The following is a 23,397-nucleotide window of genomic DNA, read 5'->3' as shown; positions in this document are numbered from 1 at the left end:
ATAAACAATTGCTCTTTTATTTTTTACATTGCAATAAAATTTAATCTTGAAGCTATTTTTAATTCTTTTTGACCAAATGCATCAAAATTGTCTATATTTATAAGCAAGTTGGATTAATTTTTTCACAAGGACACAGGCAAATGGAGTTGGGGCAAAAGAATAGGATTATGAAACGCTTTTTAACCGAAAAAAGTGAAAATCCTGTTGCAGTGGAGCTAAAGGATGAAGATTTAGCATTTTACGCTGATCTGGATATTTTATTAGAATATATTGAACAGAATCAAAACGGTCTATTTAATTTTGAAACTCTCGAATCAGATCCAAACCAATGGCGAGAATATTGTGGCATCATTAAATACGCCACTGCTTTTAAACCTGGCTCTCCTCCAACTCTAAAAAAAATTAGTCTTAAAAAAGCTGAAGAAGGTATACATTATACATTAAATGCACATGATATAGTTGCATTACCCAACGATAATTATTATGCGCGCCCAACCAGGATGCTTACTGAACTAGAACCAGAACTAAATGAATTGGTTTTAAATAGCAAGTTAAAATTATATTCTTTAGTACAAGCTTTCCCTGAACCAATAACTTTTGATGTCTCATGCACCTCGCAAATCAGTTCCCACATATCACGATTGCAAGGAGAAATGCTCCTACTTGATAATGATTCCCAAAAAGAACAAATAAAAAAATTGTTAACTATCTTACAAGATCTCAAGAACCTTAGTGAATTGAAGCAGATATGTATCGCTCAAGACGATGACCATGAGCTCAACTACTGTACTCTAGCTGAAGATATAGGCGGGGTTACAGAAAAAATTCCTTTAGTCAGTTTAAAGAGTGTAAAAAAGCAATTACATAATCTTTGTGAATGCCCAGAGCACTTTCTTATAGAGAATTATTATACTTCCAGAGAACGATATAAGCTTTGTACAGAGGCTATAATAAAATTGCCTAAATACGGTGATATCAGAGAGGTTCAACATGAAGCAATAGCACTTAATATTTCTCGCTTATTGGGACTGGATACCGCTATTACAACTTCAATTGCCTATAATAATCATCCCGCACTATTTATTCTTTTTTCCGATATACGTTTATTAAGTGATTTCTGTTCGGGAAAATCATTTGCATCATGGCTCAGTGGAAAAAACTATACGCATTATTCAACGATTAAACCTATAGGTGAAGGCCTGGAAGCCGATTGTTTTATTGAGGATTTCAGTAACGCACTGAGTTTATTTTATATATGTAGTGATCCCGATACAATAGGTGGTAATTGTCAAAACAAAGCATTAAAAGATGGAAAATCGCTTTTTATTTTTGATCAATCCGTGATGACCACTGACAAATTCATTCTTGACTCACGCCTTTGTTTAATACCTGGTGAATTCATTCGAAAACATACTCGCCATGGCATGGGGCGTAATCGCACCATTATTGAAGATTCATCATTTAACTCAAAATTTGAAAGCATCATGCAACTAAAAAATTTAAAAGACAAACTTATACAGTATGTAAATCATGTTGCATGGCAATATCATCAGCAAATAATTAAAATTCAGCATAAACTTAAAAAAAATATAAGTTATGAAAAGTACAATCAACTTACCACTCAGTTAAACAATTTAATAATTCTAAAAAGTGATGTCGAGATACTTAAAACAAAAATAAAAGAACGTATAACAACACTAGAAAATTTATTTCCTCAAACTACAGGCAAAGTGAGCTCTTTGGAGATAAGACAAGCATTGATTTTCGAAAAACTGATGCATAACCCAATCCTATTTAGTGATGATGGGCGCCCCTACAAGAATCCATGGACATACAGACAATTCAACACAATTAAAAAAATAGATAATTTAGACAATGGCTCTATTGAACTCACTTTTGATGACAAAGTTTCTACAGCTATGGTTGAGTTTATTAAACGCCGCAGCAAAAGCGATTCGCCAGTCATGAACTCAGCCAAAACAATACTTATAACTAAAGAACTATTGATGGGATTAACTGAAGATTTACTTCACCCTGAACATCAATTAACCATAGATCCCTACACCGACTATATAGATCTTATGGATTTAATCGTCATTAAAGACGCATATAAGGTGGGAAACAGGTCTCGAGTGATAAATACTATTGCCTCCTATCGTACAAAAATGAATTGTGATACGGCATCTAAGGAGGAAAAAATAATGTTTATTACTGAAACCCAAACTCAACTCAAGACCTACCTCACAACAGCTTACGATAAAGGATTTTGTAAACACGTACTTAAAAAATTCTACTTTGAAGCCCAACAACAATTGCAGAAGCTCATGCCTGTTTTAGATATTCCAGCTCAATTAAATGATGCATTTATTGCTGCATTAAAATTGGATAGAGTATCAGAATTTAATGCTGTGGTTATGGAGGCAATCAAACACAACAAAATCAATGATTCTCAATTTATATGTTTTCTGGATGAGTGCATTCAAAGAATTAATAACACAAAAAATTACATTGAGGCAAAACAAGAAAGTAGTGAATTATCAAATACCGTAGAAAAGATAATCCACAAATTACGTGCCCCCCAATCTTTTACGGTTTTATTAGCATCAAAAACACAATATAGTGAATTAAATCAAGTTGATCCTATAATTATTAGAACTGAATTAGAAAAAGGACTTTATACTATTACAAAAGAAACGTTACTCGATGTAGCAAATACCGAGGAAATCAATGAACAAGAACAAATTAAATTCTCTCTTTAATTCCAAGTGAGCTAATTTGTTCCTTAAAAGGTAGTAAATGGAGCTATTATGCCTATACATGAAAGACGACAACATTTTCGGGTAGAAGATCATATCTACTTTAATTATCAAATTTTAGAACCGGGGGAGTTATGTCCCGATCGAGCAGTTGTGGAGCAACTCTTAGGAAAAAATGGACAACGGTACCTGGAAGCAGCGCATTATTTTCAAGAGATTGATTATGAAATGGCAGAGTTAACCCAAGTTATAGCGCTCAAGGAGCCAACCATAGCTCATTATCTTAATTTACTCAATGCAAAAATTGATTATTTATCGCGACAAATGCTCATGACGAATACGATTCATTTGCGTAAAGTCAATATAAGCCTGGGGGGAATGGCATTTAAAACGCCAGATCTTATTAAAGAGAAAACACGTTTAAAATTAGTAATTTATACCAAACCTAAAATGATACCTATAATAGTTGAGGGCACTGTAGTTTACAGTCAATACCAAACTGAACATACTTATCGTACTGCAGTATCATTTAATGAGTTAACAAGTGAACAAGAACAAATTCTTTCACAACATATTTTATTGGCCCAAGCGAAACATCGTTCGGACTAAAAATAAAAAGTAATTTTCAGTACAAAATTGCCAAATAACACGTAAACTATAGCACGTTGTTATGAATAAGAGGCAAATATGAACAGAATAGTGCATTGTTGTAAATTGAAACAAGATGCTGAAGGCATGTTAAAACCTCCCTTCCCAGGAACATTAGGAGAGCGAATTTATAATGAAGTATCCAAGCAAGCCTGGAATATGTGGCTAAGTCATCAAACCATGCTTATAAATGAATATCGCTTGAACTTAATGGAAGCCAGGGCACGCGACTTTTTAAAAGAAGAAATGCAAAAATATTTTTTTGGCGAGGGATCAGAAAAGCCAGCGGGCTATACTCCTGAATGATTAACCTAAAAATTATATTTTTAACGATCATAAATCGCTAAATGATCCCGAAAACCGCCGCGGAGTCACTACATATTGTAGTTAAACCGTTATCCAGAACTATGTAAGGGATGAGGGTTTAACGAATATTTTAGTCAATGACAGTGGAAACCTGGGGATATATGCGCGTTCTGTTACTGCATACCGCTTACAGATGGTGTACAATTCCCCAGCCCCAACATCCCTGCTTTCTTATCGTGAACACAGGTTATTTATATCGAATTTTATATTAACTACCCAAACCTAAAGCCAAAATCGTACCGCCTATTCCAAGAGTAGTAATTGTTGTACCTATAAAAAACTTACACAAAGATGAGGATTTTTGTTTAGAACTTGATATCTTTTGTTCCACTTCAGATTTTATACCAAGATCCATTGTAGTGTTTGTTTTAACCTTATTTTCCATGAAAAAGGTATTTCTATTTTTACAAGGCGCATTGTATTCTCTTTGCTTTGCTTTAAGATATGGACAAGCAGACAATGTTGGGATTATCAATTTTTTGTCTATTTCTCGGTCAGTTTTTATAGGTACAGTCACCGCCTGATTCTCATTAATCCCAAGTGATTTTGCCAAATCGGGAAAAAGTTTTGCGATAATCAACGATGTTCCCAGAACCGCACCACCGGAACCAACCTTTGCTGCAGATATTCCGGGTAGACTTTGTAATTCTGAACAAATTAAATGTAAGTGTTCCAAACTTTTAATCAACCCAGTTTGATCAAGAGGAGGTATGTTTCCCACTATTTTTTCTGGAGTTGAGTGTTCTTCTGTGCCTAATTGTGACGCAAAATGTATTAGCACATCAGTTCCTATGTAAGAACGAAGTGCGGTGATTAATTCAGCACAATGCTCATATTGCAATCCCAATAGCGGTATACCATCTTCTGACTCTTTACATTTGGATGCTAAGCGATATAAATCCTCATAAGCATTTTGGCTATTTTTACCTTGACATATCTTAAGCAACGATTGAAATGTGTGGAGATATTCCTCATTACTCTCTTTTTGAAAAACGCAAGTGAGCAATTGTTCTAAAATCATTTGCTCGGCAACAAGAATTGCAGTAGAAAGCAATGCAGCGCAGTGTCTACTGTCAGTTAAACTTGGTGCCAATAGCACTCCTTTCATGCCTAAATCAGGAAGTTCTTTATCCTGATAAAAACATTCTTCTTCATCAAGATGCAGTACAGGAACCCCATTTCCATCTTTCATATTAAATGCATAGGCCAGTGCTTTAGCATTATTTTCTATTGCTTTGAAACCTAACTGAAATGCCACAGGAAGTTCTGTTCTTTTACTTTTTTCCTGAGTCACTACTAAATGTTGGATCATCGCTGTTTGTATAAAACCAGTGAGAAAATCATCGAGGACGTTTGTTTCTTCAATATATTTCCGAGTCGTCTTTGCGATTTGTTTCAATACATTGTTTATTAATGGTGTTGGATCAAAATTAAAGTCTTTTTCTAAGGTAGCAAAGATTGAGAGCATAACGTTAAGTTGACGATTTTGGATCACGCGTACGCGCTCATTATCTTCTAGACGCCCAGACATTAAGATTTTTTGCTGCGCAGGAGTAAGTTGATGGAACTTGCCTTCAGCTAACCGAATCAGCTTCATCAAGTCTTCTGTATCAACTTGCGCTAAAGCCCTTTTACTTGGAAGATGAATTATCCATCCAAGTGGCGCTGGTGCTCCTTTGGATTTTTTTGAAGTCACCAACAATTCATTATCTTGAAAAGATAATCCCTTTTCCAATTGAGGCTGAATTTTAATATCTGAAAGAGAATTAAGATCAATAGTACGCTCTTTTACAGTGAGTTTTGTCTTATCTTCATCCAATAAAAAATTACCATCATTTAAGGCTTCTGAAATTTCTTTGTATTCTGTTGGGCTTATATCAAGTAAACAAGGAACATAAATAAAATCATTTTTTGTCAACAGGCCTGGTAATGCGAGTACGGGCTGCCAAACTGCTGTATGGATAGTACCGAATAAACCCTGCTCTCCACATATCATTGAGTTTCGCTCATAAACAGCTTGAGTTAGGCGATTAAGAATCTTGGCCTCGCCTAGAGGATATGAAGACAATTGATGAAGTTTTAAATTATCTTTTATAACGTTTGAAACATCCTGGGGAACATCAAAAAAATCAGTTTGATCAGCCCCTTCTCCTATTTTATCAATCGCATAATCTTTATAATTACTACGAACTACTTGGGTCAAGGAAGCACTACGTTGCGATTGACCAAAATGAAAACGCATGATTAATGCACCTACATTATTAAAATCTTCACAAAATTGAAATGTTTTTGATGGTATCTTGCCTTCATGCTCTACTAATTTACTTAAAGGTTTATCACTATATTGAATTCCTTCCTCAGTAAATTGCACCCCCTCATAGGTTAAAGTAAATCCAGTACCATACTCTACTTTTGTTTTCATAATAACCACCAAAATAAATGAGACAATATTTTACGAATTAATTATTAAGGAAGCATTAAGCAAACAATTTGACCTACATATTCTAATTGTTAATAAAATCAGGGCGTTCATTTTTTCTTATGGGATATAAAAGTAAATAAACAATCATTTTTGGTAGACAGAAAAAAAGTGAATCTCTTCGGATTCTCAAATAAGGTCTATAGTCCTCATCCAGGAGAAGAAAGGTTTTCACATTGGGGATATATTAAATTCATTTAATCCTTTTCAACACTTTTTCTTTAATTTCTTAAATTATTCATATAATAATAAAAAATTGACGATGCCATTTGTTTTGATTTAATTTATTATCTTAAATACAGATATTGTAAAAGAAGATACTGATGAAATTTTTTAAAGGCTTGTTGTTTTTACTCTTTTGTTTCACTGCTGCAGTTCAGGCACAAGATCAACCTTTAAAAGTAGGAATAGGACGCTTTTATCCTCCTTTCATTATGCAAGGAGCAGATAATGAGCTCTTTGGTTTTGATATCGAAACAGCAATAGCACTTTGCAATATAATGCATCGTGCCTGCACTTTTCATCCCATGAGATTCAGAGACTTGCTTCCGGCAATAAATCGACGAGAGATTGATATGGCAATCAATGCAATTTCAATCACTCCGGAACGTTTAAAGTTGGTTAATTTCAGTAATCCCTACTTGTTAACCTACTCTAGATTTCTTACAAACCACACTTATGCTCATCAACCATTTAATTTAGCTCTTTTAAATAACAAACGCATAGGAGTAGATGGTGATTCCATCTTTGAGGATGAAGTAAAAGGAATGGACATAAAAAATCCGACCATTGTGCCGTTTTACGGTGTACATAGCACTGAAGAGATGCTAGAAGCATTGGAGAATGAAAAAATTGATTTTGTGATTTTGGATAATCCTTCAGCACTTTACTGGGCAGCAAATTCATCAGGGGAAGTTAGAACTGTAGGTAGGCCCATACCCTATGGTCATGGTTTGGGCATCGCTGTGAATCTCACTAATGATTCATTATTACAATCAATTAATCACGCCTTATTGCAATACGAATTCTCAAATCAATACATCAAAAATTATAATAAATATATCCTGCAATTTTAATTTTAAATTCACAAATTGCGAGCTCCCCTCTACTTGTGGTGGAGAGAGCTCCCAAATGATAGAAAGTAAGAATATTTTTAATCCCTTATAGACCTGGATCATTAGGACTGAGAAGTCACCAGGTACCTCCGCTAAACCCAGGATTTATCCTTAGCTATAGGTTTATGGCTTTATGGCTTTATAAATAGCCGCCGGAGCTGTATTTTTAGATTTTTGGGAACACAGTCTACGAAAACCGCAGCGGTTTTCTGTATTACAAGCAACAAAGCGAAACAGGCAATAGGAGCGCCTGTTTCGCTTTGTTTTTATAATTCATACTTATTGCTGGTACACTTCATTAATTGGAGTACTTGTTGTGCTATGACTGGTCTTGAGCACAACTTCATCATCTTCAGCCAGCAATTTAGTTTCCTTACACAATTTGACATATTCTTTATGAGTAATCAGTGCATAAAAAAGAGCTGATATTAATAGAATGTAATACATATTTTGATAAAAATAAATTAACCACAAATAAGTGAGAAATGGTGTTGATAATACTAATAATGTGGTTACTTTCATTTTTCTTGTTATCTGTATTGCTCCATAAATTACCATCAAAACTGAAATAGACAGATTCATTTTTAGAAAATCAACAGCAGGCAAAGTACTCATCATTAAACCAAGAATACAAAAGATAATTATCCCAAATATTCTGGTATTAGGTTTTATAGCGCCCATACTAATTGGGGCTGCCATATATCCAATTAAATGATAACCTGTAACAATTACCATTAATGAAGCCCAACTGTCCGAATTCCATAGAAATATTGCAGTTAAAGTAAAATTAATGAGTAATGAGCGACGACATAGGTTATATCGTGGATGTAATTTAGTAATCGTTCTTTTTGGCATTTGCCCTTCTTTAGCCATAGCATAGAACATTCGAGAAGCCCCACCCAAGTAAGAATACCCCGTACCTGATGGGCTCACTATGCTATCTGCAATCAGGATCATTGCTAAAAAGTTCACGCCTAACAACATAGCTAAATTTATCAAAGGCGAATGAAAATTCAGGCTGCTCCAGCCACTGCCTAACATATCGTGAGGTACAGCCCCCATAAATGATAATTGCAATAGCATATAAACAAACATCACAATGACAATTGAAAGCACAATTGATAAAGGAATATTCCGTTTGGGGTTTTCTATTTCACTCGCAAAAGCAACTGCTAATTGGAAACCATTATAAGAATAAATTAAGCCTGCTGAAATGATCGCAGTAATTGCAGAACCCACTCCATATTGCGAGCCAGTATCCAAACTAAAATTGCTCGTATCAAAACGCATAATCAAAAAAACTACAATAGTAAATATAGGGCTCAGAATTTTAATTACTGTGACCGTATTATTTATTTTAGCGAGCAATTTAATACCAAAGTAATTAATTAATAAATAAATTACCAAGATACTCAATGCAAATAATTTACCGTAAAGAGTCAATGAATGTTCCGTCATTAAAACATTACTATTGATTGCAGCAGCTAAGTATTGTGTAGTTGCCTGGGCTTCTGTACCAATAGTCACCATCAAGCCAAACCAATTGGCAAAAGCAAAAGGCATACCAAAAATATTATTATGAGACAATGCACTAGAGCGAGCAGTTGCACCTCGAACCGGATAAATTGATGCAACTTGTGCAAGACATAACCCAACCGCCATAACTAATAATGCTGCCAAAACCCACGCAACAAAAGAATAATTTCCTGCAATTTTAGCGTTTAATTGAGCGCTAAAAAGCCATCCTGATCCAACCATAGCAGTAGCAGAAAGTGCTGTTGCGCTAAACAATGAAATTTTGGCATGTTGACCCATAACAAACGACCCTTGAAAATACTTATTTTTAATAATTGAAAATTAAATATCTATATTGCATATTATTACAACATCGTCAATAGATATAACTCACAGTGATCTAAAAAACATATAAATTGTGATTGGATTCACAAAACCGCAACCCTACTTTTTTATTGGCCAATAATCAATTAATTTATTGTTTTTATTATGTTTTATTTAAAATTATTGATTCGATACTTAATCATTTTTGTATTAATTCACTCCTGCAAGGACAAAATTTAAACGATTCCAAAATTATTTGGTTTTTAAGCCCTGCTTTAGAACAACCACATAATTCCATAGAAGGGTATCATTTAAAAATAATGATTTTCCGATTAAATCAGTGAAAATATAAATATGCTACAATTAAAATGAACATTCGATGCCAGAATTTAACACAATTTTTGCTTTAAAAATGAAATGAGTCTTTTTACAACTGCTCGAATCTTCTGTTAACATTTTATTTATATGAACATGTTATTTTGGAGTAAAAAGCAAAATGGTTAACAGAACCTAATTAATGAAAGGATTGAACCATGTTAGCACGACTCTTTATTTTCACTCTAAGCTTCATTTCTTCCTGCCCATTATGGGCTTTTACTTGCTATTATACATTGGTCAAAGACAATTGTTGGACTAATTATAATGTAACGGTAGACGTAATTGACGCGGCAACAGAAAAAGTTTTAATAACGCCCACAGTTCCCTCGGGAAAATCTTGGGTGCGTGAAACTTTTACCTGTTCGGAAGCCGAGAGTTTAATGTTTCGTGCACAATTTTCTCCCATTTTTTGGGAAAGTGATAAAGGTAAGACTTATATCTCTAAACGTTTTTGGCCTATGCCAGGCACTATCAATCCTGGTGATTCAGCTTGGAATGTCTCAGTATGCTTTCCTTCTGATTTCGCCCAAGTACCACTTCCCCCAGAGGCAACGAGTAACTGTACATGTGATTTTGACAGTATTCCTGTCATACCGCCGAAACAATTAGAATAATAGCTCATCGCTAATGATTGTTACCCCAAAATGTCAAAACAGCAATTCTTCTTTCTAGACATATTAAGAAATTCAAACTAAGCTTATTAAAGTGTCACTTAGTCTAGAGTCAATGATTAAAATACTTTGGGATCCAAAGGCGTAAACTCCCAGCGTTTGTATTGATTAACTTATCACTAACCTATTAAGAACCTCAATGCAGAGCATATTTGAAAACTTAATTCATGGGTTAGCGCCCTACTCAAAATTAATCTTTATTATCACCGCAGCCTTAGTTGCCATGATGGTTAGCCAGTTACTTTTAGCTAAATATGGTACACAATTCATATGTTATTGGAGAAACATTCCTTGTCTGTCACTCTGGGTCTACACAATAGCACACAGCAGATTCATAAAATATCCCATAAGTTTAGCGATTGTATTATCTGTAATGCGTTTATATCCCAGGGATTATTGGTTCATTGTTCGGAAAGCTATGCACTTTTACCGTTTAAAAAAACTTTTCAGTAAATTAGATGATATTATCGATACTGCTTCACCTGAAATGATCATCGCTTTGGGGGATGCATCTTTAGGCATTCATTTAAATTCCTTTTTAAAAAAACTATTAGATAAGGATGATTTATTAGTACTTAATCAATTTATCGAGCAAAAATTAATTACAAAAAAAGAATTACATGCATTCTGTAATTTATTTGCCAATAAACTGGCATTACAAGCTCGATTAACGTTGCACTACAATTCCAAGCAGAACATGAAGCTAAGAGAAAAAATTGCGACCGTTAACATTGAGATATCTGGGGCTTACATGGCTTTATTGGTGCATTTTGTAAAAAAAGATTCCAAGGTTATTGATTTTATTGAGCACAATGGAGGTCTCACTTATTCGGCACTAAAACCAATATATCCTAAAGCCACTCAGGCAGGCGAGCTTATTCAGATTGCTCATGACATTATAGATTTTCGATATGATTTAATTCAACAACCGAAAATTGGCAAAATTTGTGCCAACGTATTTTTAGCAAAGCTCGCTCTAAATTACGATCCTGAGAGTATATTCCCGTTCATTCTAAGTTTACCTCCTAGACCCGTTAATATATATGAATTATCAGAAAATATCAGGTACCAATTATATATCATGGAACGTGACTTTAGGATAAGGTCTTTTAAAATTAATATAATTTTTGGCCTACTTTACACCTTGTTCTGGGAGTACATTAAAAGAGCAGGGTTTACTGGGGATAAGCTAAAATATCAAAAGGTAAATTATAGTGTGCGCAAGTCAATCACCCATGATTCACTAGTCTGATATATTACAACTTAAAAAAACATTATGTAAAAACGATACTCACAATATCATAGTTTTGAGATGAGTTTATTAGTAGTAGAGTAATCGTCTTTAATCATCGCTCTATGGTGAATAATCGGAGATTTTATCGGGGTCGTAGTATACCCTATCATCTTAGGTTTAGCGGTATAATGAATGACCTGTTCTAACAACTTAAAGGCTACATCCTTTATATTGCCTTTATAAATTCCTTTGTTCGGATCAAATAACTCGTATACACCATGACCAGTCTTTTTAATCCCCAGCATATGGGTAGGATTTGGTGACTGTGGCGTGGAAGCGGCAACCTTTTCAGCCCCTATTTTTAATACAACACCCTGATTAAACGCTAACATCCCAAGTAACGCAATAAAATTGTTACCGTCAACAGAGCAATAAAACTGTCTTGGTTCTGTACCTGGTAATTCATAAGTATTGTACTCTGGACTTTCAGATCCGTACTCACGATATGCTTCGCCATTTAGTTTAAAGCTAATTCGATGAACAATCGGTAAAATCACTTTTAAATTATTTTCCTTAAGCGCCGCTCGTGTATTATCGTCTCTCAAAAATGCCAAAACAAGTGCATGACATTCACCAGCTTCATCGAGCCCTCTATTTCCTTGTTGTTTGGCAAACTCCAATAGGTCATACTGACGAAAAGGATAAATAGTTAAGGAATGTGCGAATAAGGTTTGTGATTGTTTTTTAGAGTACATAATATCAAATTACTTTCAAAGTGATCTATTATAATGCATCACGAATCATTAGTACATTTAAAGCAGGGCTATATTGCTTAAAATTGTTTTTATTTAATATTTAATTTTTGTTTACAGCGTTTGATAAAGAGTGGTGCAACTTTATCTTTGGGATAAATAGTAAAACAACGCTGAAAATGTAACATGGCATCTCGCCATTGATTGTTTGTGTAAGCAGTAAAACCTTGAGCAAATTCGGATTGATATGCTTTTACATCAAATGGAATATGAGCAAAATCATCTCCCAATAATTCATAGATAGAAAGAGCACCAGTACGCCCTTTTACCACTACACGATCTATCATTCGTAAAACAAATCTACCTTTGATTTCTTGATAAACAGTATCACTTACAAGAATATGTGTTTGATACACTTTGTTGATACTCTCAAGACGACTACTGATATTAATAGTATCTCCTACTGCAGTATAGTTTACACGTTCTAAAGAGCCAATATTTCCTACAATTGCCTCACCTTTATGAATGCCAATGCGTGTAACAAATTTGGGCTTACCTAGTTGTGCCCATTTATCATTCAACCCCGCAATTTTTTCCTGGCATTGTAATGCCGCTAGAGCCGCATACTCACAAGGCGACTCCTCAGGTAAAGGCGCCCCCCAGAATGCCATAATAGAGTCACCAATATACTTGTCAATCGTACCTTTTTGAGAAAGAATCACTTGGGTTAATACCTCAAAATATTCGCATATTTGTTCCATCAATTCTGTTGGATCCATTTTTTCCGCAATGGTAGTAAAATTTTCTATATCTGAGAACAAGACGACTAATTGCTTCCTAACCCCACCTATACGAATATCTTCACCTGATTCAATTAATTGCCGTACTAATAATTTCGGCACATAACGTTGAAATTGTCGTAATCCACGCCTCATTGAGATAATTGCATTACGCAGCACAACCACTTCTTTGATGCGCGAAGGTACGTTAATAGAGCCCTCCAGTTTGAATTGACGAATCTTTTCTGTTTCACGCACAAGATAGTCAATCGGTTTCACAACCCGTGTACTTAAGCGCGACACAATTACAATACTTAACAGCAAGGCGATTATACTAATTAATAAAGTTACAAAATTAATTTGTTGCAAAAAACCCACAAAATCGCTTTTAGGTGCAATGATACCAATAATCCAATCCTGCTCGGCAAATCTAAAAATAGGCTTGTAATTAATGAGATACGTCTCGTTTTTGTAGGTTAAACTAAATTGCTTCAAGTGATACTCATTATAAAAGCTCAGGGATCTATAAATTAATGGTTGAGAAATAATAGGTGAATGCTTTTTGGCAAGGGGTGGCATCGGATAAGCGATCAAATTCCCCTTCTTTGTAATGATAAATGCATAGCCATGCTGGCTTACTTTCTGATGGGTAATAAACTGAGTTAGATATGCCAGGCTCAAATCTATGCCAAATACACCCATTAATTTTCCACCTTTAAAATATGCTGGTGTAGCAATTGAAATGCCTTTCTCGTGCTCGGAATAATACCTTCTGTCAGGATAAAATGTATAAATATCGGTCCATATCGATTCGCGCCACTGTTTCGCTTTCAAATACCAGGGTCTTTTACGGGGATCATAAGTAGTTGCAGGTAAAGTCTCTTGTTTCACAATACGACCTTGTATATCCCTATATATCAACGTATGCAACATTGGTTTAAGATGTCGAAGAATAATTTCAGTGCTAATCGTTCCATCAGGGTGTCGTTGTAAATAAATAAAATCACCCTGTTCATTCCCCCAATAAGCACTTGGTACTGACTTAGTTATGCTAATCATATTATATATATAAGGAACAAGTTGTGTTGTATCATTTTTCAACACATCGCCTTCGAGCAGATTCGCAGAAAACCTTCCTGCAAGTTCTACTGGCCTGACTTCTACATCTACTTCACGCGACACAATGTTTGCAATCTTCTGCATCAGGGAAAAAGAGGTATATGTCAACTCATCTGAAAATGCGATAGAACGCACTACTGCAATTACAATAGTCGTAATGACAAATAACATAACGAAAATAAACAAAATACTAAATCGAAGGCTAAAAAGGATGCGTTTATTTCTTCTACGAAAGAATTTAATCATAACATTCCTTTGTGCGTTCATGTATAACTATAGAACAGCTCTATTTATTGAACAAGTTTGGGTCTTAGAAGTAAAATCGCCAGCTTGGTATAACTAGCACTATGTGGTATGTTTAGAAAAACAGGAAAGTCCTCATGCCGTGGCTATTTTATTTGATAGGTAACAGGATTATCATGGAAATAAAGTACTAATGAAAAAACTTGACACTTATCAAAACCTTTGCGCAGAAGTGTACGACCTAAGTAAACCTGATGCACCTCAAGGTGAGTACGAATTCTACAGAAGTTATGCAATTGAAACCCGAGGACCCATTCTAGAACCCATGTGTGGTACTGGTCGCTTTTTATTACCTTTAATTGAAGAAGGCTTTGATGTGCATGGATTTGATGCAAGTCAATCTATGTTGCAAAGACTGTATGCAAAAGCAAATATTAAAAATCTTAAACCCAATGTTCGACATGATTTTATTGAAATTTTTAATCAATCCAATCGATATCAATTGATTTTTATACCTAGCGGTTCCTTTGGACTCATTACAGAAAAAGTAAATATCCAAAAGGCATTGAAAACCATTTATACTCACTTGGAGGATAAAGGACTTTTTGTATTTGAAGTAGAAACAGCGCATGCAGTTCCTAAAGAATTAGGGATTTGGAGAGGATCAAGATGGCTAAAAGATGATGGAAGACTCCTGTTACTGAGTCAATTGGCAATCCTTGATGGAGACTTGTGTTACTCAATAGGTAAATACGAACTTATTGACAACAACCGGGTGCTACAGACAGAAGTCGAGGAATATAAAATTCGTATTTACAAAGACCCTTCTTTCTTGCTCCATGTACTTGCAGAAGTTGGTTTTAGTAATGTTCATTTAGTTAAAGCATTTAACAGAGAGGCATTGCCTGATGAAACTGATGCAAGCATCGTTTTTGAATGCAGAAAATAATTAAAAATCCAGAATCAGCTGACTCTTGATTTCCATTGCAAAACCCTAAATGGACACACAAAAAATATTCAAAGTTCATCAGATGCCCTGGATAATCAACCATGAGTCGCTGATTGCTGTATCCACATTCTTAATTTGGAACTCAACCGTCCTTGACGACAAAGAGATTCCACTGCTGTAGACGCGATACTATTAATTAAACGATACTCTCCTAGCACTGCATGTATCGTCCAGCATTGATTTATAATGTCAATAATCTCAAATATTTGAACGGAAGACTCCAAGAAAAGCCAATTTTTGAAACAAGCCTTTTTTAACTTTCTGTATTGAGCAACTGGAAGTTTTAAATGTTCAGTGGCTCGATGTAAACAGTTAACGAATGAGAAAAAAGGATGAGTAATAACAACTTCCCCTAAATCAATTAGGGTTGTTTGATGCGTTTTTGGATTAAACAAAATATTCTTATCATGAAAATCTGCATGACCAAACGTATCAGCAATTTTGAAGCAGGCTAATTGTTCACAAAGAAATTGTAATTTCCCATCTAAACTTTTTAATTGCTTTAGTTCCTGCAGGGTTAATCCATCCCCTATCAATAACTCTTCTTCTGCCATTAATTGGTCATACAGTTTCGGCAATTTCTCCAAGCGCCAATCAGGGACACCCAAGTTAAGAAACAGTTGTATTCTATCGGTTGAATTTAATTGAAGCATTGTATAATCGTGCATGGCCTCAATTAAAAGATTAGGCTGAAACTCCTGCATAAAAACATCATGCAAGGGAATGCCTGCATCTTGCATTAAAAAACTGTTAAGCTCCTGATTATGAGCGAAAATATTCGGAACGGGAGCATTAAACTCTTCCCTGAGTAACTGAATCACACTCATTTCTAATGACAATGCAGCTGGGACTTTTTTCAAATAAACCATCCCCAACTTTGTTTGAAAACGACATACCTGTGACCAAGCTGTATCATGAATTATTTCAGTTTTTATGGGGTCATGAGCATATCCCAGATCGTTTAAGATACTGATAGCCCATTCTGTATGGGCGTTTGTCATATCAAATGCCCTACATGATCCACGCTCACTTCATGAATAGTCCGCAATGCTCTTTTTGCCTCAAAATTCATATCGGATTGTTTGTTAACAAGATACATCATAGCTTTCCATAAAGCCCAAGCGCGTCCTCGTGCCTGGGTATTTAGGTCAACTTCCAGTGTGTCTAAAAAAATGCGTCTACTTTTACCTTCAAGCAATGTCCAGGCAATAGCAAGATCGCAAGCCGGATCGCCGATTGCGAGTTGACCAAAATCGATAACGGCAGTTAATTTTCCCTGGGAGAGTAATAAATTGCCGACACTCACATCACCATGCACCCAAATGGGTGGATTTTTCCAGGGAGTAGCTAAAGCGTATTCCCAAACTTCGGTTACAATATGAGCGTCCGTGTAATCTTGCAATATTTCAATGGCCTTTCGTGTTTCCGCATCATAAATTGCCAAATCACCACCACGATAAAAACTATGGGAACCTGCAATAGGTCCACCCGTTGCATCAATTCTTTGAAGCGCCTTAAGAAATAAAGCTAAATGCCTTGCGAATTCACATAAATCTTTAATTGGGGTGCAGAGAGCTGTTTCACCTGGAAGCCAACGATTAATGGACCATTTCCAAGGATATATTTTGTCTGGTTTTCCCATCGCAATTGGAGCAGGAATGGAGATAGGGAGTTGTGGGGCAAGTTTTGGCAGCCAAGTTTGTTCCTTTTCAATTTGCCCGGCATATTCAGCACTACTTGGCATGCGAATTACCATTTCCGTACCTAAATGAAATGTTCTATTGTCCCAACCACCATTTTTCACTGCAACTATAGGTAAATTGCTCCACTGGGGAAATTGTTGGGCGATTAAAATCTGTGCTAAAGATTCTGTAATGTTTATTTTATCCAATTTTGAATTCCTTGGTACATAAAACAGGCTTTTTGCTGCAATAAACCAAATGGGTACTTGATCTAATAAAATCTTTCTCACGAACTCACATTAAATTATGTAAGTTCGCTGCAACAAGCCAACTAATTTATTCATTATCATTTTTTTGAAAAAAAACGAATTCGATGACCATCTGGGTCGCAGGTTACAAAAGTGTACCCAAAATCCATGTGGGTTGGTTGTTGTATTATCGTAAAATCTTTATGTTGATAGTGCCCAAAAAGTTTATCAACAGTAGGCTCAGAATCAACCAAAAATGCAAGCTCGCTTCCCCCACCAAGAAGCGTAGGTTGTGGTTCAACAACAGATTGAGACCACAAACCGAGTCGTAATCCAGATTTTAATAAAAACATAACATAATCAGATTCAGTATGTATAGGATGTGTATTGAGTAATTCCGAATAAAAATTCGTACTGCCCTCTAAATTGCGCACGTAAAATAGAACTAAATTTGGATCAAGTAACATGATTTCTCCTGATTATTATTTTGTTAAGCTAGTGGAGAATATAAAGCAGATACATGTCAGCTTTTGTCAGTATCATTCAATAAGATTGGGGAATGTTATGAATAGTACGCCATTTTTTTAAAAGGGATTGCCGGCGTTCTGGATATTTTTGGTCTGTAATTGACAAACAAAGTATTCTATCTGCTCTGAAATGGCGGAAATCCTGTCTTAACTCACACCAAGCGACCATAAGGCGTACCTCATCAAAAAAACCTATTGCGATGGGCCACAGTATTCGTGTCGAATGATTATTTTGTAAATCTTGATATTTTAATTCTATTTTTCGTTCCAATCGAATCGCTTTGCGAATGAGAATGAGATCAATGTCCTTACCTTCAGCGTGTTTTCCTGGAGGTACTAAAAGTCCTGAAGTTTCCAGTTGGCGTTTTAATTCATCAGGAAGAATGGCAGAAATTTTCGCAAGTACATTTTGAGCAGCAAGTTGAAGTTGTGTATCCGCACGCTGGGCAACCCACCGTGCTCCTAATACCATTGCTTCAATTTCATCATCTGCAAACATCAAGGGAGGTAGCACAAAACCTGGCTTAAGCACATAACCAATACCAGGTTCTCCTTCAATAGGTGCACCAAGGCATTGCAAAGTACCAATATCTCTGTAAAGGGTGCGCAGGCTAATACCTAATTCTTCTGCAAGATTCTTGCCACTCACAGGCAATCGATGACGTCGTAATATTTGAATTAAATCGAATAGGCGTTCCGTTCGTGACATGATTGGCTACATACTACTGCTAAATTCTGGCAGTAGTATAACATAAAAACTCATTTTAATTTTTTGGTAAACCATAAAATAAGATCATCATCCAATGGATAAACCGCTCCTGGAACAGTTGGTTTATAACCATAAGTAACTCCTAAACCATCGGGATAATAACCGCGTTTTACATAAAGTCGCTGTGCTTGCCCGTATCCTCCATCAAAACCAGCATATAAACCAACTCCAAGACCTACAACATCATGTTGAATAGCTGCCTTTTCTTCAGCTGCTTTGAGTAAAGTAGTGCCTACTCCTTGTTTCCTAAAAGAGGGCAACACATTTAAATCCATAATTTCAGGGATTTTTTGACGAGCAAATGGCTCATATTGAGACTTCCATTTTAAAGTCACGTACCCCGCAATTTGGTCTTCAAAATAAGCGAACCATATCACGCGTTCAAACTGCTGCTGTTCTTGATAATAAGTTTCAAACAGTGAGGCAGTTTTTTGCCAGTTTGCTTTTTGAAATGCATCAACAAGAATGGGAATATCGATTAGTTCCAATGACTTAATGACAATTTCATGCTGAATCATAATCGTTTTCCCACCGCAGTATCTCGAGCATCACCTTCGTAACCATCAGGATCATCAAATGGCATATCGATATAACCATTATTTCTATAAAATTTAAGTGCATTGGGCGAGGACTCTACATGTAAACTTTGATAACCTTGATTTTTAATCCATTTTTCGCATAAAGTTAAAAATTGGCTGCCGTATTGATGGTTTCTTTTTGCTTCTTCAATAACAATAATGCGTAAAGCAGCCCGTTCTTTTGACCATAATTGCACATGTGCATAACCTATGATTTCAACACCCAGGTATAAAACAAAATGAACATGAGCGTCATGAGCAAAAGTCCAAGTATAGGGATCAGAAAGCCCTGCCTTGTCAAAAAAATAAAATTGTCTTAAATGGCGTGCCGCTCCTCATTCACGTGTTGTTAACGCCTTAACCATTCTTAATCCATTAAAACCTGCTTTTTTATCGATTGCTGTAATAAAATCCTCTTTACCCAAACAATAGCCGTTAATGTCGTTAGGATATTGGCGTGCCAAGTCTTGTTTTAAACTGGCATAAGCGTCCCTATCCTCTGGATGTTTTCTCATCCAATCCCTAAATTTTAAATGACGTTCAATTTCAGGATTACCAAGTTCAAAAACATGTGCGTGGTGCGTTCTTTGAATACCTCCTTTTTGGAAATAGCGTCGAAAAGGAATACCGTATTCTCCTTTGGCTTCATAACCAAGCATTTCCATAGCAGCATTGGCACTATCCACTTTGTTAATATCCAAAACAACAGGAATCATATCGATCACTGGCTTTGCAGCTAAACCATATACTGATGTTGAGCCTATGTGATTAATTTCAACACAATTATCACCTAAAGCCTTTTTAATCTGCCCTGCTTCCTGTAAAAAATGCATAGGCCAATTGGCATCATAAGGATGCACTTCGATGAGCCGTTGCTCTTGCTTGTTTGACATGTTTTACTCTCTCCTGCATATGCTGAACTACGAGTCCTGCTTTAATTACTTATTCCTACCATTACTTAAAGATTCTTTACCACCATCGTCCTCTTTATCCGGCAAAAAACCACCTACCTGAGCATCCCATAAGGTTTTGTATAACCCCCCAAGCTTTAATAGTTCAGTATGTGTACCGTCTTCAACAATATGTCCCTTATCAAATACTAAAATACGATCCATATGGAGCAGGGTTGACAAACGATGAGCAATGACCAAAGTTGTTTTTCCCTGCATCAATTCCCAGAGACTCTCCTGAATGTTAGACTCAGTTATAGAATCAAGCTGTGAAGTGGCTTCATCTAACATTAAAATTGGAGCATTTTTTAATAGTGCCCGGGCAATTGCAATGCGTTGGCGCTGGCCTCCTGAAAGCTTAATTCCACGCTCGCCAACCAAAGTATCGTAACCTTCTGGCAAAAGACTGATGAACTCATGAGCATGTGCTTTTTTTGAGGCGGTAATCACTTCTTCATCAGAAGCATCCAGTCTTCCGTAGCGTAGGTTATCCATTAAACTTCGATGAAAAAGCGTTGGGTCTTGGGGAATCATTGCAATGGTTCGCCTTAGGCTTTCTTGAGTCACTGCGGATATGTTTTGGCCATCAATCAGGATTTGACCGTCAACAACATCATAAAGTCGTAAAATCAAACTCACAAACGTTGATTTGCCACTTCCTGAATACCCAACCAAACCCACCTTCTGGCCTGCATCGATCGTCACTGACTTATTTTGAAAAAGAGAATATCCACCGTGGTAATGAAATTTAACCCTGGAAAACTCAATTTTTCCTTGAGTCACTATTAATTGAGCGGCCTCATTTTTATCATTTATTTCATGGGGTATCACTAATGCCTTTAAACTTTGTCTTGCCTTACCCAGCGCTTGGTTAAACTGGTCTACTTGATACATCGTGTACCACATCATATGGCCTAGCTCCATGGACAATCCAAGAATCAAAGCAAAGTCACCGATACTTACAAGACCTTTACCATACAAATCGATTAAAGCAAGAGAAGAAAACCCCATCATGACCGCGATCATTCCACCTTGTGCACAGCATAACAAAATAATAAATAACTCTTTTTTTTGAAACGCCTGTTGCACCAAATGAAAGAAGCGATTCATACGCACTACTTCATATTTTTTTTGTGAAAAAATACGTACATTGGACTGGTTTGCCAAACTATCTACCAATTGTCCAGATAGCTGGGATTCAGAACTTGCATGGTCATCAGACAATTGGACTAACCGTGCTGACATCCAGATACTAAATGAAGCAAAAGCAATGAACCAAAATAATAAAATATAAAAGAACCATGCATTCACAGAATAAGCGGTTATAAATGACACAATCAACAGTGAAGCGCCACGAAGAAAATCCACAGACACTCGATGTAAAATAATCTCGAGATTCTCAGCAAGTGTTTTTATTTGATCGGCGATTCGCCCTGATAAATTATCTTGAAAAAATTGCGTACTTCCTCCCAACACATACTCAAAAGTTTGACTAATAATTTGGTTTTTAATACGTGCTTCGTATTTATAGTTTAAAAATCCAAGTGTGCGCCAGGTCACGTTGTCAAAAACAATAAAATTCAACACCAGGAATCCGGCTATCCAATATAAAGAGGACATGTCCGTACCCGTTTTTACTGCCAAAGTATTGATGAACGATTTAATCAATAAGCTATTAAATGGCCCCCAAAATCCAGCCAATAGCGCAACCAAAATAAATAGAATTACTACAGATTTATAGGGTTTTAAAAAATGCCAAATAAAACTGCTCAGATGATTCGGTAAATAGTGAGTATTCATATTTTATTGCCTCTATGTGCATCATTAAAATGATGTATTTTCCCTTGATAAATCTGATACTTGATTTCAATGTGAATCGATTCTAAAAAATCATGATCGTGGGATATGACAAGCATTGCCCCTGGAAATTCATTTAATACCTCAATAATGTGGGTGCGTGTTTCCAGATCTACATTATTAGTGATCTCATCTAAAATAAGTAGTTTAGGAGGACTTGCAGCAATTAATGCCAAAGAAAGCCTAGCCTTTTCACCTCCTGAAAGATTTTTGACTTTTATACCTACTTCTTCATTTTTTCGAAATAAAAAATCATTCAAATAGGCACGAATTTCAGAATGAGAAGCATGTGGCATTTTGCATCGCAGCAAATCTAATACGGTTTCTTCAGAATTCAAATGCTGATTATGTTGATCAAGATATCCTATAGCTGTGCCGTCGGTCACAATCCATTCACCCGTCCTTTTAATTTTAGGAGCCCCCAATATCGCTTTAACAAAAGTTGATTTACCTGATGCATTATCTCCATACAATGCAACCCGTTCACAGCCCCTAAGATGAAAGTGAATATCATCCAAAATCAAGTTCTTATTCTCATAACGAATAGACGCATCTTGAATTTTAATCAGGGGCTTATGGTGCCCCCAACCGTTTAATTTAAATCTGGGTATGATCACCTCAGGTTGATAGAGAGCGGAACGTTCCTCTAACAACTGGTGTTTTTTATGGTTAATATGCCTTAACCTTTTATCTCCGGTCGTAATAGATTTATCTAATTTGGTATGAGAACGAATTGTTGGCCATTTGCGTTGGGCTATTTTCTTCTCACCTTGAATGCGTGAACGCTTGGTACGCTCTTGTTCTTTCATTAAAGCACGATGTGTTTCTTTCTTTTGTCGCGCAAGTTTTGCTAACTCTTGAGCTATGGATATTTTTCGCTTAGCAAGCAAGCGTTGATAATCCGCATAATTACCTTTAAAAATAGTGATTTTTCCTGAATCAATATGCCATAGGGTATCTGTGACGGTATTGATTAACTCCGTATCATGAGAAGCAATAATGAGTGTTCCAGGGTAATGCTCCAGCATGCGCATTAAAGAGCGACGATTGCGATGATCCAGATGATTTGTGGGTTCATCTAACAAGAGCACATTAGCGTTTTCGGATAAAATTTTAGTCAATAACTGGTTTAGCTTTTGCCCCCCACTCAAGGTTGGAAAACATTCAATCACTTGCGGTAAATATCCAACATGAACATCATCAGGCACATTAATGTCGCCTTTAGAAGGCAAACATTGACCGCAAAGCATTTTTAATAATGTTGATTTCCCTGCTCCATTACGACCAATAAGTGTAATGCGCTCACCAAAATGAACTTGGTTACTAAAGGATTCAAAACAGGTTTTGTGTGGATATATAAGACTTAGGTCTTTAAATTGAATCGGTTTATGGTGCATG

The 23,397-nt window shown here is 36.0% G+C and carries 19 protein-coding genes and 1 pseudogene; 7 read left to right on the top strand and 13 right to left on the bottom strand.

The features are described from left to right. Window positions 1-167 precede the first annotated feature (167 nt). The 3 genes from EKG34_RS01295 (at window position 168) to EKG34_RS01285 (ending at window position 3,710) form a co-directional block, all read left to right on the top strand. Window positions 168-2,759 (top strand): hypothetical protein, encoded by a 2,592-nt coding sequence (locus EKG34_RS01295; RefSeq protein ID WP_223800009.1) that lies wholly within the window; start codon window positions 168-170, stop codon window positions 2,757-2,759. Between the two features lie 48 nt (window positions 2,760-2,807). Beyond that, window positions 2,808-3,365 carry a PilZ domain-containing protein gene (locus EKG34_RS01290; protein ID WP_003632062.1) on the top strand — a complete coding sequence of 186 codons (558 nt, stop codon included), beginning with the start codon at window positions 2,808-2,810 and terminating at the stop codon, window positions 3,363-3,365. Window positions 3,366-3,443: 78 nt separating this feature from the next. Beyond that, window positions 3,444-3,710, top strand: coding sequence for an oxidative damage protection protein (locus EKG34_RS01285; protein WP_012979012.1), 267 nt, complete (start codon window positions 3,444-3,446; stop codon window positions 3,708-3,710). Window positions 3,711-3,978: 268 nt separating this feature from the next. Here the strand turns inward: EKG34_RS01285 and ceg17 are convergent, their stop codons facing one another. Further along, window positions 3,979-6,192 carry a Dot/Icm T4SS effector Ceg17 gene (ceg17, locus tag EKG34_RS01280; protein WP_003632065.1) on the bottom strand — a complete coding sequence of 738 codons (2,214 nt, stop codon included), beginning with the start codon at window positions 6,190-6,192 and terminating at the stop codon, window positions 3,979-3,981. Window positions 6,193-6,572: 380 nt separating this feature from the next. On the opposite strand from ceg17, the gene EKG34_RS01275 reads away from it, so the two are divergent. After that, the gene (locus EKG34_RS01275; protein WP_003632066.1) at window positions 6,573-7,325 is read left to right on the top strand and encodes a transporter substrate-binding domain-containing protein; all 753 of its coding nucleotides are present in this window, start codon (window positions 6,573-6,575) and stop codon (window positions 7,323-7,325) included. 318 nt (window positions 7,326-7,643) lie between these two features. On the opposite strand, the gene EKG34_RS01270 is transcribed toward EKG34_RS01275, so the two are convergent. Continuing rightward, a complete protein-coding gene (locus tag EKG34_RS01270) occupies window positions 7,644-9,179 on the bottom strand; it encodes an APC family permease (RefSeq protein ID WP_003632068.1) in 1,536 nt (511 codons plus the stop codon). 557 nt (window positions 9,180-9,736) lie between these two features. Here EKG34_RS01270 and EKG34_RS01260 point away from each other — a divergent pair. Next, complete coding sequence (locus tag EKG34_RS01260) at window positions 9,737-10,195, top strand: hypothetical protein (RefSeq protein ID WP_003632070.1); 459 nt, start codon at window positions 9,737-9,739, stop codon at window positions 10,193-10,195. A 196-nt stretch (window positions 10,196-10,391) separates the two neighbouring features. Then, complete coding sequence (locus EKG34_RS01255) at window positions 10,392-11,504, top strand: hypothetical protein (protein ID WP_003632071.1); 1,113 nt, start codon at window positions 10,392-10,394, stop codon at window positions 11,502-11,504. Between the two features lie 47 nt (window positions 11,505-11,551). On the opposite strand, the gene EKG34_RS01250 is transcribed toward EKG34_RS01255, so the two are convergent. Next, complete coding sequence (locus EKG34_RS01250; RefSeq protein ID WP_003632072.1) at window positions 11,552-12,241, bottom strand: hypothetical protein; 690 nt, start codon at window positions 12,239-12,241, stop codon at window positions 11,552-11,554. 89 nt (window positions 12,242-12,330) lie between these two features. Continuing rightward, window positions 12,331-14,382 carry an adenylate/guanylate cyclase domain-containing protein gene (locus EKG34_RS01245; protein ID WP_003632073.1) on the bottom strand — a complete coding sequence of 684 codons (2,052 nt, stop codon included), beginning with the start codon at window positions 14,380-14,382 and terminating at the stop codon, window positions 12,331-12,333. Window positions 14,383-14,572: 190 nt separating this feature from the next. Between EKG34_RS01245 and EKG34_RS01240 the strand changes: the two genes are divergently transcribed. Next, window positions 14,573-15,328, top strand: a complete 756-nt coding sequence (locus EKG34_RS01240; protein ID WP_003632074.1) for a class I SAM-dependent DNA methyltransferase — start codon at window positions 14,573-14,575, stop codon at window positions 15,326-15,328. Between the two features lie 95 nt (window positions 15,329-15,423). Here EKG34_RS01240 and EKG34_RS01235 read toward each other — a convergent pair whose 3' ends face one another. The 9 genes and pseudogenes from EKG34_RS01235 to EKG34_RS01195 form a co-directional block, all read right to left on the bottom strand. Further along, on the bottom strand, window positions 15,424-16,389 hold the full coding sequence (locus tag EKG34_RS01235; RefSeq protein ID WP_003632075.1) for an aminoglycoside phosphotransferase family protein: 966 nt from the start codon (window positions 16,387-16,389) through the stop codon (window positions 15,424-15,426). After that, window positions 16,386-17,360: an aminoglycoside phosphotransferase family protein gene (locus tag EKG34_RS01230; protein ID WP_003632076.1), complete on the bottom strand. Its 975-nt coding sequence runs from the start codon at window positions 17,358-17,360 to the stop codon at window positions 16,386-16,388. Before EKG34_RS01230 ends, EKG34_RS01235 begins: the two co-directional genes overlap by 4 nt. A gap of 56 nt (window positions 17,361-17,416) precedes the next feature. Beyond that, on the bottom strand, window positions 17,417-17,785 hold the full coding sequence (locus EKG34_RS01225) for a VOC family protein (RefSeq protein ID WP_012979009.1): 369 nt from the start codon (window positions 17,783-17,785) through the stop codon (window positions 17,417-17,419). A gap of 76 nt (window positions 17,786-17,861) precedes the next feature. Further along, window positions 17,862-18,554 carry a helix-turn-helix transcriptional regulator gene (locus EKG34_RS01220; protein WP_003632078.1) on the bottom strand — a complete coding sequence of 231 codons (693 nt, stop codon included), beginning with the start codon at window positions 18,552-18,554 and terminating at the stop codon, window positions 17,862-17,864. Window positions 18,555-18,604: 50 nt separating this feature from the next. Continuing rightward, window positions 18,605-19,132: a GNAT family N-acetyltransferase gene (locus EKG34_RS01215; protein WP_003632080.1), complete on the bottom strand. Its 528-nt coding sequence runs from the start codon at window positions 19,130-19,132 to the stop codon at window positions 18,605-18,607. Next, window positions 19,129-19,479: pseudogene (locus tag EKG34_RS01210) on the bottom strand (GNAT family N-acetyltransferase); the annotation flags it as partial. The pseudogene EKG34_RS01210 and the gene EKG34_RS01215, both read right to left, overlap by 4 nt. 48 nt (window positions 19,480-19,527) lie before the next feature. Then, window positions 19,528-20,085: a GrpB family protein gene (locus EKG34_RS01205; RefSeq protein WP_003632082.1), complete on the bottom strand. Its 558-nt coding sequence runs from the start codon at window positions 20,083-20,085 to the stop codon at window positions 19,528-19,530. Between the two features lie 45 nt (window positions 20,086-20,130). Continuing rightward, on the bottom strand, window positions 20,131-21,942 hold the full coding sequence (locus EKG34_RS01200; RefSeq protein ID WP_003632083.1) for an ABC transporter ATP-binding protein: 1,812 nt from the start codon (window positions 21,940-21,942) through the stop codon (window positions 20,131-20,133). After that, complete coding sequence (locus tag EKG34_RS01195) at window positions 21,939-23,396, bottom strand: ABC-F family ATP-binding cassette domain-containing protein (protein WP_003632084.1); 1,458 nt, start codon at window positions 23,394-23,396, stop codon at window positions 21,939-21,941. The genes EKG34_RS01200 and EKG34_RS01195 overlap by 4 nt, the downstream gene beginning before the upstream one ends. Between the last annotated feature and the right edge of the window lies 1 nt (window position 23,397).

It is taken from the genome of Legionella longbeachae (assembly GCF_004283175.1).
GTDB classification, from domain to species: domain Bacteria; phylum Pseudomonadota; class Gammaproteobacteria; order Legionellales; family Legionellaceae; genus Legionella; species Legionella longbeachae.
Note: the sequence above shows the minus strand (reverse complement) of the source record. Positions and strands in the feature narration are given on the sequence as shown.